Origin of the sequence: Streptomyces sp. NPDC046939 (assembly GCF_040644575.1) — a bacterium.
Classification (GTDB): domain Bacteria; phylum Actinomycetota; class Actinomycetes; order Streptomycetales; family Streptomycetaceae; genus Streptomyces.
Genome location: NZ_JBEYWV010000018.1, coordinates 38,477 through 55,916, shown reverse-complemented (window position 1 = coordinate 55,916; position 17,440 = coordinate 38,477). Strand labels below are relative to the sequence as shown.

General features: G+C 71.0%; 12 protein-coding genes. 1 reads left to right on the top strand and 11 read right to left on the bottom strand.

Features of this window, described 5'->3' with window-relative positions; translation table 11 throughout:
- Position 1: 1 nt before the first annotated feature.
- The 6 genes from ABZ877_RS20655 to ABZ877_RS20630 form a co-directional block, all read right to left on the bottom strand.
- Positions 2 to 1,003, bottom strand: coding sequence for an alpha/beta hydrolase (locus tag ABZ877_RS20655; protein ID WP_361073431.1), 1,002 nt, complete (start codon positions 1,001 to 1,003; stop codon positions 2 to 4).
- A gap of 139 nt (positions 1,004 to 1,142) precedes the next feature.
- On the bottom strand, positions 1,143 to 2,543 hold the full coding sequence (locus ABZ877_RS20650) for a glucoamylase family protein (RefSeq protein WP_361073167.1): 1,401 nt from the start codon (positions 2,541 to 2,543) through the stop codon (positions 1,143 to 1,145).
- A 253-nt stretch (positions 2,544 to 2,796) separates the two neighbouring features.
- A complete protein-coding gene (locus ABZ877_RS20645; protein ID WP_361073164.1) occupies positions 2,797 to 3,999 on the bottom strand; it encodes a family 1 glycosylhydrolase in 1,203 nt (400 codons plus the stop codon).
- Positions 4,000 to 4,058: 59 nt separating this feature from the next.
- Positions 4,059 to 4,919 carry a carbohydrate ABC transporter permease gene (locus ABZ877_RS20640; RefSeq protein WP_361073162.1) on the bottom strand — a complete coding sequence of 287 codons (861 nt, stop codon included), beginning with the start codon at positions 4,917 to 4,919 and terminating at the stop codon, positions 4,059 to 4,061.
- Complete coding sequence (locus ABZ877_RS20635) at positions 4,916 to 5,896, bottom strand: sugar ABC transporter permease (RefSeq protein WP_361073159.1); 981 nt, start codon at positions 5,894 to 5,896, stop codon at positions 4,916 to 4,918. The genes ABZ877_RS20640 and ABZ877_RS20635 overlap by 4 nt, the downstream gene beginning before the upstream one ends.
- A 213-nt stretch (positions 5,897 to 6,109) precedes the next feature.
- Positions 6,110 to 7,357 carry a sugar ABC transporter substrate-binding protein gene (locus ABZ877_RS20630; RefSeq protein WP_361073156.1) on the bottom strand — a complete coding sequence of 416 codons (1,248 nt, stop codon included), beginning with the start codon at positions 7,355 to 7,357 and terminating at the stop codon, positions 6,110 to 6,112.
- 164 nt (positions 7,358 to 7,521) lie between these two features.
- Here ABZ877_RS20630 and ABZ877_RS20625 point away from each other — a divergent pair, with 164 nt between their 5' ends.
- Positions 7,522 to 8,541 carry an acetylxylan esterase gene (locus tag ABZ877_RS20625; protein ID WP_361073153.1) on the top strand — a complete coding sequence of 340 codons (1,020 nt, stop codon included), beginning with the start codon at positions 7,522 to 7,524 and terminating at the stop codon, positions 8,539 to 8,541.
- 91 nt (positions 8,542 to 8,632) lie between these two features.
- On the opposite strand, the gene ABZ877_RS20620 is transcribed toward ABZ877_RS20625, so the two are convergent.
- The 5 genes from ABZ877_RS20620 to ABZ877_RS20600 form a co-directional block, all read right to left on the bottom strand.
- Entirely contained in the window at positions 8,633 to 9,724 is a 1,092-nt protein-coding gene (locus tag ABZ877_RS20620) for a LacI family DNA-binding transcriptional regulator (protein ID WP_361073150.1), read from the bottom strand.
- 136 nt (positions 9,725 to 9,860) lie between these two features.
- Positions 9,861 to 12,026 (bottom strand): glycosyltransferase family 4 protein, encoded by a 2,166-nt coding sequence (locus ABZ877_RS20615; protein ID WP_361073147.1) that lies wholly within the window; start codon positions 12,024 to 12,026, stop codon positions 9,861 to 9,863.
- 221 nt (positions 12,027 to 12,247) lie between these two features.
- Entirely contained in the window at positions 12,248 to 16,495 is a 4,248-nt protein-coding gene (locus ABZ877_RS20610; RefSeq protein WP_361073144.1) for a trypsin-like peptidase domain-containing protein, read from the bottom strand.
- Between the two features lie 43 nt (positions 16,496 to 16,538).
- Positions 16,539 to 16,880 carry a CU044_2847 family protein gene (locus ABZ877_RS20605; RefSeq protein ID WP_361073142.1) on the bottom strand — a complete coding sequence of 114 codons (342 nt, stop codon included), beginning with the start codon at positions 16,878 to 16,880 and terminating at the stop codon, positions 16,539 to 16,541.
- A gap of 153 nt (positions 16,881 to 17,033) precedes the next feature.
- On the bottom strand, positions 17,034 to 17,438 hold the full coding sequence (locus tag ABZ877_RS20600) for an FKBP-type peptidyl-prolyl cis-trans isomerase (protein ID WP_361073139.1): 405 nt from the start codon (positions 17,436 to 17,438) through the stop codon (positions 17,034 to 17,036).
- Between the last annotated feature and the right edge of the window lie 2 nt (positions 17,439 to 17,440).

Here is a 17,440-nt window from a genome sequence, read left to right as displayed (position 1 = left end):
CTCACGTCGCGCTGCGTTCGCTGGCCTTGCTGTACGCGCGTGCCACGGCGGGCGCGTGCTCCTCCTCGGGGCGTCCCGCGCGGAGCAGTTCGCGCCACTGCTCGACGCTCCAGTCGCCGGGAGTGGTGGTGGCGATGAAGTCCTCCAGGAGCCGGACGAACCGTGCGGGGTCGGTGTGGTGGGGGAAGTGCCCGGCGCCGGGGAAGATCTCCAGCCGGCTGCCGGGCATCGCCTGGTGGGCGAGATGCGCGTGGGCCACGGGCAGCACGCTGTCGCGGTCGCCCCAGACGAGGAGGGTGGGTATGCCCTGGACCAGATAGCAGCGGTCCAGCATGGTGATCACTTGGCCGCGCCAGTCGGCGACGGCTCGCAGCGTCCGCGTGAAGGCGGCGCGGGAGCTCTGGTCGGGCAGGGCGTCGACCACGTTGACGAGGTCGGCCGCGTCCACACCGAGCCCGGTGTCCAGCAACTGGAGGGTGCGGATGAACGCGCCGATCTGCCACCGCGCGCCGGGCACCTTCAGCAGGCCGAGCGCGAGCCCCGCGCCGGGCAGCGTCGCGGCCCGCAGGATGGGGGTGACCTGGCGTCCGACCCCGCCTGTCGAGACGAGGACCAGCCGGTCGACGCGCTCGGGGAACTGGTAGGCGAACTGCATGGCGACCCCGCCGCCGAAGGAGTGCCCGACGAGGGTGACGCGGTCGATGCCGAGTACGCCGAGGAGGTCACGGAGACCGTTGGCGTACGCGGCGACCGAGTAGTCGGCGCGCGGCTTCGCCGAATCGCCGTGCCCGAGCAGGTCGGGAGCGAGGACGGTGTGCCGGCGCGCGAGGGCCGCGATGCAGTCCTCCCACTGCGCGGAGGTCGCGCCGACGCCGTGGATGAGCAGGACGGCGGGGCCTTCGCCGGTGATCCGGTAGGCGCGGCGGTAGCCGTGGACGGTGGAGAAGGTGAGCGTGCTGCCCCCTCGCGGCGCACAGGTGGCCGGGCCGCGGACCGGAACGATGCGCCAGGATCGTTCCCCACGTGAGCGGTTGTCCGCGGGTGTGCGTGCGGGATCCAGTTCCCCGGGCCCCGTACGCCGAGTGTACGAAGCACGGTGCGGCGGAGGGTTTCGTGCGGGTTGCGGCTGGATTCCGGTCGGCTCAGATGGAGAAGCGCTCCTTCCTCAGGAGGGGGCGCACCCGCGAGGCGAAGCCGCCCGTGCGGAAGGGCCGTTGCAGCAGACCGGGGCTCAGCTCCTGGGCGAGGGCCGCTGCGATCATGCCCTGGTCCAGGGCCAGCACGAAGTCGCTGACCCGGCCCGTCGTCACGTTGACCGAGTCGCGGAAGCCGTAGCGGTCGTCGTACGCGCCGAAGTCCGCGTCGAGCGCCTGGAGGTTCGCGAGCGCCTCCGCGCGGGCGTAGGGAAACGCGAGGAAGGAGGCGTGCGGGGTGACGACGCCGAGGGAGTTGTAGCCCTCTTCCTGCATGCCGAGGGCGTCGACGCCGTACTCGCGGTAGCCGCCCTCGGGGATGTTGGCGGGGGAGAAGCCCCAGTAGCCGTACTCCGCCTCCACCAGCCCGTGCTCGATCTGACTACGGACGTAACGGGTGTGCGTCACGCCCCATGAGCGCGGGGACCACTCCGCCTCCGGCACGAACAGCGGCACCATCAGCGCCTCGAACATCGACCCGCCCCATGTGGGCACCAGCTTGCGGCCCCGGTAGGTGTAGTGGCCCTGCCAGACGCGGATCCCGTCGAACGTGCCGTACGAGCCCTCGGGTTCCTGCTCCTGGCCCGCGCCGGGCGGCATCGTGCGCAGCAGGTGCCAGTAGTGTTCGGTGGGCAGGCTGCCGTCGGCGATGCCGAGGTAACTGGCCATCCGCGGCTCGGTGTTGAGGGCGCCGTAGTGGTGTCCCGTCGGTTCGCCCTTGCCGGGCTTGTCGGGCCAGAAGCCGCCGCGGAGCTGACCGGGGCCCGCGACCGGGTCGGCCGCGTCGTAGGGCGTGTAGTAGTACGACCAGTCGGCGTCGGCGAGCAACCGCGCGACGCGCGGGCGCAGCGCCGGGGAGGCGTGGGCGGCGATGCGCAGGCCCGTGACGAGCCAGGCGTTGTCCACGGAGGACAGGAACGGCCGGACGGTGTCCCCTGTCTCGGGCCACGCCGTCAGGACCGACCCGTCATGGGCGTCGTACCAGTTGAACCAGAACCCGTGCGCCCGCTCCAGCTTCTCGACCGCCGCGACGGTCCGCGCGAGCCTGCGCTCCATCGTGGCCCGGTCGATGACACCGAGACCACCGGCGGCGGCCGTCGACCAGAGCCCGCAGCCGATGTTCGTCGGCGAGGTCTGCACGGACGGCACCGGGGCGCCGGACCCGCTCGCGTCGGCCTTGTCCGCGACGAGGCCGAGCCCGGTGGTCATCGCCTCGATCGAGCGGTACGTCGAACGGAACCAGGTGCGCAGCAGCGACGGAGCGGGGGCGGCCGAGGCGAGCGGCGTGGCGCCCAGTGCCAGGGCGGCGCCACCGGCGCTCGCCGCGGTCAGGAACGTACGGCGGTCCATGAAGGTCCTTCTTCCGAAAGGGGGAGATGGAGAGACGGGGAAGGGAAGTTCGTGGTGCTCGTGGTGCTCGTGGTGCTCGTGCGGGGGAGAGGGGAGGGCGGGGCCGGCGCATGTCAGGGGTGCGCCGACCCCGCCCGACGGCCCGCGAGGTCAGGTTCGCGGGCCTCAGGGGCGGGACAACGGGGGACTGGGTCCGGCCCCAGGCCGGTGGTCGTGCTCGGTTTGCCGGTCGTGCTCGGCTTTCCGGTCGTGGTCAGAGGCGCGGCAGGATCCGCTCCCGGCCGAGTCCGCCCAGCCAGTGGGCGGCGGGCTTGGGCGTACGGGCGAAGGTCTCCGGGTCCCAGCCGATGAGGCCGAACGTCGCCTCGTAGGTGCCCCACTCGTAGTTGTCGAGGGCGCTCCAGGCGAGGTAGCCGCGGACGTCGAGCCCGTCGTCGAGGCAGGCCGCGACGGCGTCGAGGGCGCCCGCGTAGTAGTCGACGCGGCGCTGCTCGTCGGCCGTGGCGATGCCGTTCTCGGTGACGATCAACGGCATGTCCGGGCCGATGACCTCGGCGGTGTGCCGCAGCGCGTGACCGACGGCCTCGGGGTAGTACTCCCACGACGTGAGCGTGCGCTCGGCGTCGGCGGGGGCCGGGACGGGGCCGTCCGTGCCGATCTTCGTACGGGTGTAGGACTGCACGCCGATCCAGTCGTCGCCGCGCGCCGCCTCGATGAAGACGTCCTCGCGCGGATGGCGGTACGCGGCCGTGACCTCCTCGGCGCCGGGCAGCGCCTGGTAGACCTGGTTGGCGATGGTCCAGCCCACCTGTATCTCCGGGTCGACGGCGCGCACCGCCTTCACCGCGGCGTGGTGCGCCGCGATGACCGCGTGGGTGGTCTCCTCGTCGGGGAAGGGCAGACCGGCGGGCGGAAAGCCCTGGTCGCCGCGTTTGGCGAGCCCGGCCATCACGGCGATCATGTTCGGCTCGTTGATGGTGCACACGTGGCTGACGCCGTCCGCGATGATCGGCGCGCACTCCTCCACGTACCGTGCGAACAGTTCCACGGCGCCGTCGGCGGTGAAGCCGCCCAGGTCCTCGAACCACTGCGGGATCGTGAAGTGGTGCAGCGTGATCATCGGGCGCAGGCCGCGGGCGAGCGCGCCGTCGACCATGCGGCGGTAGTGGGCGATCTCGGCGCGCGAGAAGTGGCCGCGGGCCGGTTCGATGCGAGCCCACTCGACGCTGAACCGGTAGTCGGTGAAGCCGAGTTCGGCCAGCAGGTCCATGTCCTGGTCCCAGCGGTGGTAGCTGTCGCAGGCGTCCAGGCTCGGCTGGTGGATCTTCGCCGCCGGGTCGTGCTCCTTGCGCCACCAGTCGCTGTTGACGTTGTTGCCCTCGATCTGGTGGGCGGCGGTGGAGGCGCCCCACAGGAAGCCGTCGGGGAAGGGCGTGCGGGCAGGGGTGGACGTCATGGTGGTGCCTGTCTTTCTGCGTGCGTGGGGGATGGGCTACGTGCGTGGGGGAGGGCCGGTCACTTCATGCCGGCGGTGGCGATGCCCTGGGTGAAATGCCGTTGCAGGACGGCGAAGACGAGGAGCACGGGCAGGACGACGAGCAGCGAGCCCGCCATGAGCATTCCGTTGCCTCCGCCGACCGTGCGGTTCGGGTCGTTGGCGAACGTCGCGAGGGCCACCGGGAGGGTGTACTTGTCCGGGTCGTTGGTCGCGATGAGCGGCCAGATGAAGTTGTTCCAGGACCCGAGGAACGTGAAGATCGTCAGCGTCGCGAGGGCCGGCTTGACCAGCGGGAGCACGATGCGCCAGAAGATGTACCACTCGCCCGCGCCGTCCATCCGGGCCGCTTCGAGCAGCTCGTCCGGGATGGACTGCATGAACTGCCGCATCAGGAAGACACCGAAGGCGCCGGCGGCGAAGGGCAGCACCAGACCCGCGTAGGTGTCCAGGAGGTTGAGCTGGTTGACCAGGACGAACAGCGGCAGGACCATCAGGTTCGCCGGCACCATCAGGGCGGCGAGCACGACGCCGAAGACCTTCGAGCGGCCGCTGAAGTTGAGCTTGGCCAGCGCGTAACCGAGCATCGAGCAGAACAGCAGATTGCACACGGTCACGAGGACCGCGACGATCACCGAGTTCAGGAAGTAGCGGCCCATGTCGAGCTGGTCGAGCAGATCCCGGAAGTTCCGCAGGGTCCACTCGGACGGGATCCACACCGGAGGGCTGGCGGTGAGGTCCTTCTTCGTCTTGAAGGCGCTGAGCGCCATCCAGAGGAAGGGCGCGGCCATGACCAGCAGGCCGAGCGAGGCGACGACGTAGAGCAGGGGCCTGCGGGCCCGCCCGCCGGAGCGGCGGCCGGTGGGGGTGACGGCGCTCATTTCGTGTTGTCCTTCATCAGTCGCAGTTGCAGCACCGTGATGCCCATGATCACGACGAAGAGGACGTACGCCATCGCGCTCGCGTAGCCCATGTTGAAGAAGCTGAACCCCTGCTTGTACATGTCCAGCGACACGGTCAGCGTGGCGTCGGACGGGCCGCCCTGGGTCATCACGAACGGCTCCTCGAAGACGTTGAGGTAGCCGATCGTGGTGATGACCGTGGCGTACAGCAGCGTCGGGCGCAGCAGCGGCACGGTGATCCGGCGCAGCTCCTGCCAGGTGTTCGCCCCGTCGAGCCGGGCGGCCTCGCGGACCTCCGTCGGGACGGCCTGCAGACCGGCGATGATCAGGACCATCACGGTGCCGAGGTTGCGCCACACCGCCATCAGGATCAGCGACGGCATGGCCCAGGTCTCCGAACCGAGGAAGTCCGGTGCCGTGAATCCGAGTTCGTCGCCGAGTCCGGCGATCAGCCCGTCGGACGGATCGAGCACGAACCGCCACACGATCGCCACGGCGACGATGGTGGTGACCACGGGAGCGTAGAAACCGACGCGGAAGAACGTGCGGGCCCGGTCGATCCCGTTGTTGAGCAGCAACGCGACGAACAACCCGAGACCGATGGTCAGCGGCACCCCGACGACCACGAAGTACGCGGTGTTGAACAGCGCCCGCAGGAACTGGTCGTCGCTGAACAGCTTCACGTAGTTGTCGAAGCCGACGAACTCCGCGTCGAGCGGTCGCCGGACGTTGCGCTGCGCGAAGTCGGTGAAGCTCATCACGAGCGTCGCGACGATCGGGAAGAGCATGAAGACCGCGAACAGCGCGAGGAACGGGGTGGAGAACAGCCAGCCGGCCAGGTTCTGCTTCCCGGTCGAGCGCCTTCCGCGCCGCTTCCTGCCGCCGCCGTCCTGGGGCTCACCGTCCGGAGCCTCGACGGCTCCGGACGGCGCGGGAGTGGGTGTCGTGGTGGACATGGTCCGTCCTTCGGGCTTCCGGCGTCCCGCGCGCGTCCTGGTCGGGAGGGGGAGCGTGCGGGGAGCCGGGGTGGGGGACTTGCTACTGGAGGCGGCGACGACCGCCGCCTCGATGGTGCGGTCGCTTCCGCACGAGCGAACTTCTGCCCGGGCTGCTTCCGCACGGGTGAACTTCCGCAGGAGCTATTTCCGCGGGAGCCACCTCTGTACGAGCTACTTCTGTACGAGGCCTTCGATCTCGGTGTTGGCCGCGTCGAGCGCGCTCTTCGCCGAGGCCTTGCCCTGGGTGACCTTCTCGATCGCGGTGTCGACCTTCGAGGTGATCTCGGTCCACTTCGGCTGGGCCGGGGCGGCCTTCGCCGACTCCATCTGGGTCTTCCAGATCTTCAGGTTCGGGTCGGTGGCCAGCTCACCGGAGTTCCAGGCGTTCACGTTGGCCGGGAGGTCCTTGGTGCGCCGGTACCAGTCGGCCTGGCCCTTGGTGCCGGTGAGGTACGTGACGAACTCCTTGGCGGCGGCCTTGTGCTCGCTGTCGGCGGAGATCGTCAGCGCCGAGCCGCCGGCCATGGAGGCGGAGGTCTCGTCGGCGGGCACGTTGGCGACGGCCCACTTGCCCTTCAGGTCCGGGTAGTTGTCGTCCAGCAGACCCATGTGCCAGGGGCCGCCGAAGAACATCGGTACGGAGCCGTTGTCGAAGTCCTTGGTCACGTCGTAGCCCGGACGCACGGACTTCTCGCTCAGGCCCTCCTTGAAGTAACCGCCGTAGTTCTCCAGGGCCTTGACTGCCTGCGGGCTGTTGGCGACAGCCTTGCCGTCCTCGGTGACGAGCTCGCCGCCCGCCGAGTACAGGAACTGGTAGAAGCTCTGCACGGTGTCGAGGCCGCCCGGCTGGATGGACAGGCCCCACTTGGTGCCGGCCTTGTCCTGGAACTTCTCGGCGGCCTGCCGCAGCTCGGCCATGGTGGCCGGCGCCTTGTCGATGCCGGCCTTCTTCGCCAGGTCGGTGCGGTAGAAGAGGGCGCGGGTGTCGACGTACCACGGCACACCGTAGACGTCACCGTCGTACCGGCCCTGCTTCCAGCCTGCCGGGAAGTAGTCCTTCTCCTTGAAGGTCTTGGTGTCCACCTTCTCCAGGGCGCCCATGTCCGCGAACTCGGTGAGGTAGCTGCCGCCCATCTGCATCACGTCGGGCAGGTTGTTCGCGGCGGCCGCGGAGACCAGCTTTTGGTGGGCGACGTCCCAGCCGATCGGGGTCACCTTGACCGTGATGTTCGGGTTCGCCTTCTCGTAGACCTTGGCGACGTCGGCGAGCTTCTCGCCCTCGGTGCCCATGGCCCACACCGTGAGCGTCTGCTTCGCGTCGGCCGTGACCTGCTCGCCGCCGGAGCCGCCGCAAGCGGTCAGGGTGAGTGCGGACGCCAGGGTGACGCCGATCGCGGCGGTGGTGGTTCGGCGGTTCATGGACGGCTCCTCCTTGAGCGGACCGTGGAATGTAAGCGCTGTTTGTAAGCGCATACATAACTCTGTAAGAACCCCACTCGTGTGGCAAGAGGGGCTTGGTCACGCTCTTGTAACGGCAGCGACATCCTGGTCGGTGGTTTCCAAGGTCTTTTAAGGTCTCCGTCATGACGCACAGCACGGTCACCGACGGAGGCCGCTCGGCGCGCGACTTCGCGCACGACTTCCCCTTCGACCCCTCCTACGGCCTGGGGCTGGACGAACTGCTGCGCGTCCCCGCGCCCGAAGCGGCGCCGACCGACTTCGACGCGTTCTGGCGCTCGCGCCACGAGGCGGCCCGCGCGGTGGACCCGAAGCCCGAGGTGGGACGGCTCGTGGAGGTGCGGGACGGGGTACGCGTCCACGAGGTGTCGTACGCCTCCGTGGGCGGCGTCCGGCTCGGCGGCTGGCTCGTGCTGCCCGCCGAGGGGGAGGCGGAACACGGCTTCGTCATCGGGCACGGCTACGGAGGCCGCGACCAGGTCGGCCCCGACGTGCCGCTGCCGATGCCCCGGTCCGCGGCGATCCTGCCGTGCGTGCGCGGAATGGCCGACCGCGGCCTGCTGCCCGGCGTACCGTCGCTCGCCGCGGAGCACGTCCTGCACGGGATCGCCGCGCGGGACACCTATGTCATCGGCGAATGCGTCGCCGACCTGTGGTGTGCCGCGTCGGCGCTGCTGGAACTGGTGCCAGGACTGGACGGGCCGCAGCCGCGCCTGGGGTACCTCGGTGAGAGCTTCGGCGGCGGCCTCGGCGCGCTCGCGCTGCCGTGGGACGAGCGGTTCGCCGCGGGGCGGCTGACCGTGCCGACGTTCGGCAACCACCCGCTGCGGCTGACCCTGGAGTGCGTCGGCAGCGGGGCGGCGGTACGCCGGTACCACGCGGAGCACCCCGAGGTCGTCGATGTGCTCGGCTACTTCGACGCGGCGACGGCGGCCGCCCGGCTCTCCAAGCCGGTATTGGTGGCCGCGGCGCTCTTCGACCCGTCGGTGCCGCCGCCCGGCCAGTTCGCCGTGTACAACGCGCTGGCCGGGGAGCGGGAGCTGAAGGTGCTGGAGGCCGGACACTTCGAGTACGAGGGCACGCGGACGGAGCGGGCCGGACTGGACGCCGCGACCGCGGACTTCTTCGCCCGTATGTTGACGTGAGGTGAAGCGCGCTGGGTGACGGGGCGTGAGGCGTCGTGGCGTGAGGCGTCGGGGCAACCCGCACGCAGCCCCGGTGGGGTGCCTGCGTTGCCTAGTTCACGTGCCCCGCACATCCGCAACTGGCCCGGCGGACGACCGACACCGGCAGCACCTTCGAGACCGGCCTGGCGCCCCGGTGCCCGGTCAGACGGCGTACGAGCAGCTCCACCGCCTCCTCGCCCATCTGCCGCATCGGCTGGTGCACGGTGGTGAGCGCGGGCCGTACCAGGCGGCCGAGCGCGATGCCGTCGAAGCCGGTGACCGCGATGTCCTCCGGCGCCCGTACGCCCCGGCGCTCGAAGGCGTGCAGGGCGCCGACCGCCAGTTGGTCGTTGGCGAACAGCACGGCCTGCGGCCGTTCGCCGGGCCGGTCGAGCAGGGCGTCGGCGGCGCGGGCGCCCTCGGCCTGCGTCATCATGCCGACGCTGACATCGGGTTCGTCGGGCGCGGGGATTCCGGCGGCGCGACACGCCTCCACGTACCCGCGGAAACGGGCCCGTACGTCCGGTGAGTCCTCGGCGGCGCCGACGTAGGTGAGCCGGCGCAGTCCGTGGTCCTCGATGAGATGGCGGGTGAGGTCGCGCTGGCCGTCGGCGTTGGCGACCTCCACGTGGTCCATGTGGTCGAGGTCGTCGGACTCGCGGGGCCCGGCCAGCATGACCACCGGCTGGCGCTGCGCGATGACCTCCAGGTCCTCCGTCGGCACGGTGCGGGCCATCACGGCGAACCCGTCGACGCGACCCGCCACCTTCGCCACCTGGCTCTCCGGGCCGCCCTTGGACGAGGCCGCGATCAGCAGCGCGTAGCCGTGGCGGCGTGCGGCCCGTTCCATGCCGCGGATGATCTGATCGGCGTAGAGCATCGCGGCGTCGTCCTCGGCCTCGTCGCCCGCGCCGTGCTCCGCCTCCGACTCGATGTCCGGGTCGGAGTAGTCGGGCAGGCACAGGCCGAGCACGCCGGTGGAGCGGCTGGCGAGGCCGCGGGCGTTGCCGCTGGGCACGTAGCCGAGTTCCCGGGCGGCCGCGAGGACCCGCTCGCGGGTCTGTGCGCGGACCGTGTCGGGGGTGCGGTAGACGCGGGACACGGTGGCGATGGAGACGCCGGAGCGTTCGGCGACGTCGTACACCGTGGGAGCTGAGCTCACTGGGTGGGATCCCCTGAGTCCGTTGCGGCCCGGCAGGGGCCTGAGCCTATGAAAGCGCATTCACTTTAGGCGGGTGGCGTCGTCGGGGCAAGGGAAGTCGATCACGAGGCGCGCGGGCTGCTCCAGGAGACACGGCCTACGCCGTGACCGCCCCCTTGAGGTGGAGGGTGAGGTCGTTGGAGGGGTCGAAGCGGGGTTGGAGCGACAGGGGGCCGTGCGTGGCGTGGGTGAGGGTGCGGGCGGGGTGGGTGTCGGTGCGTTTGCGGTCGACGTTGTCGCCGGTGAGGCGGCCGAGGGGGATGGGCCCGGTGTCGGTGGTGACGGTGATGTGCCAGGTGGTGGGGGAGCCAACGTGGCGGGTGAGCAGGTCGCGGTAGGGGATGGTGCAGGCGAAGTGGCGGTGGTCGCTGGCGATGACGGGTATGTCGTGGACGGCCGTCGGTGCGTCGGGGGCGGTGAGGGTGAGCAGGGTGGGGGTGCGGGCGTCGCCGTGGAGGGTGGCGGCGAGGGTGAGGTGGTCGTCGCCGACGCGGACCTGGGTGAGTTCGGCGTGGGCGCGGCGCAGCCAGGTGCGCAGGGTCAGGGCGCCGCCGGTGGTGGTGTAGGGGATCCAGGCGGAGACGCCGTGGGGTGCGGTGAGGAGGGGGAGGGTGAGGAGGCGGGCCTGTTCGACGAGGGTGACGGCGAGGCGGGCGCGTTTGCCGTCGTCGGCACGTTCGACGTGGAAGTCCCAGCGCCCTTCGGCGAGTTGGTGCTCGGCGCGGGCGAGGGTGGCGGTGAGGGGGCCCTTGCCGGAGGGGGGCGGGGTGAGGGGGAGGGTGAGGCGTTCGCCGGGGCCGGTGCCGTCGGTGCCGCGCAGCCGGGCGGTCAGGGTCAGCTCCCGGCCCGTGACGCCGCCGCGGGCCAGGCTGATCAGGAGGGAGCCGTCGGCGGTGGCGCGGCAGGTGGCCTTGGGGCGCAGTGCCTTGAGCGGTGTTGGGGCCGCCTGGACCGGGGTCGGCTTGGCGGCCGGTTTCACGGCTGTCGCGGTGCGGCGCAGGGGGCGGACCAGCGCGGCGGCGGTGCGGCGCAGGCGCCGGACGGCGGTCGGGGTGGGTTTGATGACGGCGCGGGCGGCGGGGGCCTTGGGCGCGGGCGCCGGTGCGGGCAGCAGGCCGGGGCGCAGTTCGCGTATGACGTCCTCGAACTGGGCGGAGACGGCCTTGGGCGCGTAGGTCTGGGCGGTGGCGCGGGCGGCGGTGCCGAGGGCGCGGCGGCGGGCGGGGTCGTCGATGAGCTTGGCCAGCGCGGTGTGCAGGGCGGCTTCGTCGTCGACGGGTATGAGCAGGCCGTCGGTGCCGTCGGTGATGATCTCGCGTGGGCCGATGGGGCAGTCGGTGGAGATGACGGGGACGCCGCAGTGCATGGCCTCGACCAGGGTCAGGCCGAAGGACTCGGCCTTGGAGGCGGACACGGCGATGGCGGCCTTGGCCCACTCGGTCTCGATGGGGGAGTGCGGGCCCATGAGGAAGGCGCGGTCGCTCAGGCCGAGGTCGTCGATGAGGGTACGCAGCCGGGCGCGGTCCGGGCCGCGGCCGTAGACGCGCAGGTTCCACTCGGGGCGTTCGTCGGCGAGGTGGGAGAAGGCGCGGATGAGGACGTCGAACCGTTTGTCCTCGTGGAGGCGGCCCGCGGCGACGATGAGCCGGGACTGCCCGTCGGAGGGTTCGGTCCTCGGCACGGGGACGACGTTGGGCAGGCAACGCAGCACGCGCGGCGTCTTCGGCAGCAGTTCGTTGTGGGTGGCGGCGTCCTGCGCGGTGACGGTGAGGTAGGCGTCCAGCCGCGGGATCGCGGCGTCCATCGCCTCACGTACGGCGGGCTCGTGGGAGGAGTACGTCATGTGCTCCTGCCCGATCCGCAGGAAACCGGCGTCCGGGGCGAACTGCGCCAAGTAGACGAGGAATCCGGGGCGGGTGGCGATGACGATGTCCGCGTCGGTGGCGGTCAGGTACTGCTCGACGCGCAGGTCGGCGAGGCGGGTGAAGACCTTCAGCGACCCCTCCGGCTCCGGCAGCAGGGCGCTGGGCTGCTGGTGGAGGGGGTGGTCGGTCTCCCGGGTGTCGGAGTCCTTGCGGATGTCGATCAGCGGGCGCAGCCGTACCTTCGCGCTGACCGGCAGGTGCGGGGTGTCCACGCCGCGGATGACCGAGACGATCTCGACCTCGTGGCCGCGCCCGGCGAGCGCGCTCGCGAGGTTGGCGGTGGCGCGGATGGTGCCGCCGATGCCGTAGGCGTTGTGGATGAGAAAAGCGATCTTCATACGTGTGCGGACGCGTACCGCCCGGAAGGCGCCACGCGCGCCCCTCCCCTGGCATGCATGGTGATGCCGACCCGGACGGGACGGCTGCTCGCGTCGGTGAAGCGCGAGGCGTCCCCTTGTTCGAGTGGAGAAAATATGACCACTTTGTGAACTTGCTGTCAACGAGGGGCGTCGCGCGGACGGCACGGGCGGAAGCGAGGCGCAGGGTCCCGCTCTGTGGATCAGCAGGTCTCGCGGTAGGGGACGTCGGCGATGTGGGCCTCCCATTCCTGCTCGGTGAGGGAGCCGCTTCTGGCGCAGAGGTCCTGGAGCAATGTCGCGGGCGACACGGTGTGTGTGAGAAACCTGCCGTGCTTGTCCACGCTCGTCAGTGTCGAACCGTCGGGTGCGAAAGTGACCGCGACGACCGAGGCGAAGGGGTCCATGGTGACCGTGAGCGGAGGGCCGAGTCTGTTGTGGCCGCGGCTGTCCCACACGGTCATCTGCGCCTGCTCGCCCGCCTCTTGCTGGAGCGTGGCGAAGAGGCGTCCGTCGGGCGAGACGGCGATGGTGCGGTCGGAGTCGCTGGACACCGCCCCGGTGCGCAGGTCCTCTCCTGCGGGCAGCAGGGTTCGGGCGTCCAGGGTTCTGAGGTAGGGCTGGTAGCCCTGCGGATAGGAGTAGACCGTGGAGCCGTCGTCGCTGATGGCGTTCATCTGCAGGTTCCCGGCGCCCTTGGTGAGGATGCGGCCGGAGGGGAACGCGACCCGCCCGAAGTTGGGCGCGGCGATCACGGATGTGCCGCTGGGGTCGAAGAAGACGGCCGCGCCGTTGCCGTCGTAGCCGAGCTTGGCGCGGACGTCCCGGATCCGGTGCCTGGTGGTCAGGTCCCAGAACCTGAGCGCGTTGGTCCCGTCGGGCATCACCGCCTGGGCCGCGAACGACCGGTTGTCGGGTGAGAAGGCGACATCCTGCAGCGCCCCGCTGCGCTGTTTCTCATCCAGCGGAGTGCGGAAAGTGCCGAGCTTGTTCTTTGTGCGCAGGTCCCAGATCTCGACTTCGGCGACGCCGCTCTGGACGGCCAGGAGCCGTCCGTCGGCGCTGAGGGTGGGGTTGCCGACTGCCGGGCCCGGACTGGGGAGTGTGGCTCGTTTCGTGCGGGTCGGCAAGGACCAGATCTCCATGTCGCTGCTGTTCAGGAGCGCGAGGGTGCGCCGGTCGTCGCTGACGGCGCTCACTGTGTAGAAGGCGCCCGTTCCCTTCGGCGCCTTGGTGACTCTGGTGGTGTCGAGTGAACGGACGGCGCCGTCGATGCCGACGCACCGCAGTTCGGAAGCGTCGGCGTTGAACACCAGCCCCGAGTCGCTGAAGCACTCGCTCTCGGTGGTCGAGTAGTGCATGAGGGGCGTCGTCTGACCCAGTAGAGCCGTTCTCCAGACGACACCGCCCTGTGCGAGGTACTGGCTGTCCTGGCTGAAGCGGAGGGGATACAGAGAGGGGTCGTCACCCCTGGTGAACTCCGAAGCCCAGTAACCCTCCTTGCGGTAGTACACGTGGACCCTCCCGCTCTTCCCGGGCAGGGCGGCGAGTTTGCCGTCCGGGCTGAAGACGACCGGGCCGGGGATCTCTGTGCTGCTCAGCTTGAGGTCCGGAACGGGGACCTTCTCCATCGTTCGGGTGTCGTACCAGGTGAACGGCTGCCCTTTGCCGTCGGGGCGGGGCAGGGAGAGTATGCGTTCGTCCGGTGAGAACGAGGTGTTCCAGACAGGGAAGGCTCCCCCTGCCATGCCTGGCATGGTGATGATCTTCTTGGCCGTGCGGGTGTCCCAGATCGTCATGGTGGGCTTCGCGTCGGCGTCGAGCCCCTCGGTCCGCAGATAGGTGCCGTGCGGGCTGAGCGCCACTCTCGGCAGATGCACGTCCCGGCCGCTGGGGTAGGTGTGCGTGCCGAGGGGACGTGCGTCGGTGGCGTCGAGGAGGCGGGTCCTGCCGTCCTCGGTGCTCACGGCGGCCGTTCTGCCGTCGTCGGACAGCGTGACGTAGCGAACTGTGGACCGGGCGTCGTAGTGGCCGGTCTGCCGGCGGGTGTCGACGTTCCAGATGCCTACTCGGGTGCCGCCGGCGGCGATGAGGGTGTGCCCGGTCCCGTCGAGGGCGGAGGTCGAGACGACGAAGCCGGGAAGCCTGAGGACCTCGTTCTCCTGCTGATTGCTCAGGGTGAACAGTGCGGCCCGCGACTCGGGTGTGTCGCCGAGGCGGGCGGAGGCCACCGCCAGTCGTCGGGCGAGCCGGGGGTCGGTGCGGCGAAGCGACTCGGCGACGCCCGCCACCTGGGCGGAGGCCGCGCGGTCGCGCTGACCGACGACGGTCTGCCGCTGCTGGAAGGCGATGCCGGCGGCGATCAGGGCGAGGGTCAGTGCCGTGGCGAGGAAGACGTTGAGGCGTTTGGTGCGGCGCAACTGTGAGCGCTGATGCTGCCGACTGGTCTCGAGGAGCGCGGTGATGTCCTCCGGGAGCGGGCGCTGCTCCGCCCATTCCTCTCCCTCCGCGAGGAGGGAGCCGTTCAGGAGGTCCCCGGGGTGCCCGCTCCGCGCGCGGCTGGCCTGCTGGTCGGTGGCGCGCTGCAGCCAGACGTGGAACTGCCGGTCCTCGGCGACCCAGTCACGCAGGTCGGCCCAGCCGCGGATCAGCGCGTCATGGATGAGTTCCGCCGCCGGTTCGCCAGGGGGCTCGCCGACGGGTGTGGCGGCGCCGTCGGTGGTGATGATGCGGTAGTGGGTGAGCGCCGCGACGGCGTCGTCGAAGGCGTCACCGGTGCCGGTGCCGGTGCCGGTGACGGGGTCGGCGGCCAGGGCGCGCAAGCGGGTGAGGGGGACGCGCCGACGGGTGGCGGGGATGCCGCCGGCCTCGTCGGCGGGCCGCACGAGGGCGGTGAGGATCCGTCGGGCGGTGGGCCGCTGTTCCGGGGGCAGCTGGTCGAGGGCGTGGTTGCACAGGTGCGAGAGGCCGCCCGTCACCTTGCCCAACTGCTCGTAGGCCTCGTGGGTGAGGCGGCCGCCGCCGTCGCGGCGCGAGCACAGTCGGCGCAGAGTCAGTTGCAGAGGCGGGAGCAGTGTGACCGGTGCCTGCCGTGTCACCGGGTCGGTCTCCAGCATGTCGTCGACGATCCGGTCCGCGAGGCCGGGTGCGAGAGGCAGACCGACGGCAGCGGCGGGCCGCGTGATGATCTCTTGCAGGTCGCGGCGGTTCAGCGTCTCGGGAACGTTGCACAGCCCGGGCAGGGCGGCGGTCATCAGGTCGGGGGCGAAGCTGCTGAGCGGAGCGTAGAAGTCGTTGCGCATGACCAGGAGCACGGTGACGGCGGCGTGGGACCCGCTCAGCTCCACGAGCTGGTCGACGGCGCGCAGACGCCGGTCCTCGGGGGGTGTCCGCGAAGGGCCGCCCGACTGGGTGAGGAGTTCCTCGAACTGGTCGATGACGAGGAGCAGATGGTCGTGGTCCGGCTCGGCGTCGAGGCGGGCGCGCACCGCGCTCGTCAGGCCGTCGACCGCCGCGCCGGGGAGGCCGGAGTCCGCCAGCTCGGCGAGGAGGTCCTGGCCGGGGCGGGCACGGAGGGTCAGCCAGCGGTCGCCGCCCGGGATGCCGCCCTTGGCGAGGGCGGGCAGCACACCCGCGTTGACCAGGGAGGACTTTCCCGCCCCTGAGGGGCCGAGCAGCATCAGCAGCCGTCGGTTCCCCCGCAGTGCCGTGAGCACGCGCTCCACCGCGGCCCCACGGCCGTGGAACCAGTCGGCCTGCTCGTCGGTGAACGGCTCCAAGCCCGGATACGGGCATGCCGTGTCCTCGGCCAGCTCGGGCCGCACGTCCCGCAGCACCTCGGCCGGGGTGGCGAAGGCGACGCCGAGCCCTTTCAGGTACCGGTCGGGGGAGGTGATCGAGGTGACCATGCCGATCGTCAGGCCGGTCAGCGCGTCCACGACCGGTCCGCCGCTGAATCCGGTGGTGAGGTCGTTGGCCTGCGTCAGCTGCAGCAGCCGTCCCGTGGCGCCGCTCCCGGGCACCACACCTCCCGCCACGCCGTAGCCGAAGCGGCCGCCCGGGGGCGCCTGGGCGGGGAATCCGTACGACAGGACCCGGTGCCCGTGGGAGCCCGCGCTCGCGCCCACGGGCATGCTCCGGGCCCCGGGCGGCACCGAGTGGAGGCGGAGCACGGCGACGTCCTCGGCATCCGGCGCCCGCCACTGCCCGGTGACCACCTCCGCCGTGACCCGCGGTGTGTCCGGCAGGAGGGGGAAGAGCACCTCCACCTGTCCTCCGGGGCGCTGCCCCGCGGCCTCGACGACGTGCGCGCAGGTGAACCCTGCCCCGTCCGCGGTCAGGAACCCCGCCCCGGCGACGCCTCCGCCCGGCGCGAGGACTTGGAAGACGCCTTCGTGGAGGGCCGGTCCGGCCGCGCCGGCGAGGCTGTTCGCGTCCCTCCCGGAGGTCATCAGGCGGCCGTTCCGGCCCTGTGCGGACGCGCTCCTCGCTTCGTCACGGTGTGTCCTGCCCGGAGTCGCCGCGCTCCCACACCATGCGGACCTTGAGGTGGAGGGCGGCCTCCCCGGCCGTGATCACCGCGCCGGCCTTCGCCGACAGATTCACCCCGAACTCCACCTCCACCTCCTGGGGGCCCGCCTGCCTCAACTGGTCGAGGACCGCCCTCGCCGTCTCGCGTACGGGTACCAGCGACTCGTGCAGGGTCCGGGGCAGTTCGCGCACCGCGTCGCCCAACCGCCCCGCTTTGACCGGCCCTTCCGACTCGGGGGCGTCCTCCACTTCCTCCAGCAGGATCGCCCCGCCGCCTTCCAAGGGCATCCGCACAAGAGCGGGCACCGTCCACCTCCTGGGAACCTCCGCAATGGATCTGAGCCATTGAACCGGGAAACGTCCCCTGTCGGCCGCTGGTCTCTCCGCTTCCTCAGCAACCACCACATGCGGATCAGCCGGTCCCGGGGGCGGGGTGCGAACGGGCGTTCCGTACGAGCGTCAGGCGTTCGTCCACCCGGACGTGCCGGAGTACACGTCCACCAGGTCCACCACGAAGACCAGGGTCGAACCCGCGGGGATCAACGGTGACGGCGACTGCTTGCCGTAGCCGAGACGCGGGGGAACGATGACCTCGCGCCGGCCGCCGACCTTCATCCCCCTCAGCCCCCGGTCCAGGCCCTTGATGACCTTGCCGCCGCCCAGGGCGAATTTGAGCGGCTCGCCCCGGTCCCAGGAGGCGTCGAACTCCTGCCCGGACTCGAAGGTCACCCCGACGTAGTGGACCTTGACCACCATGCCAGGTCGCACCTCGGGTCCGTCCCCGACGGCCAGGTCCCGGACGGTCAGCTCGGCGGGGGCGTCGCCCTCCGGAACACTGACCTCGGGCTTCGTCCGGTCACTCATCG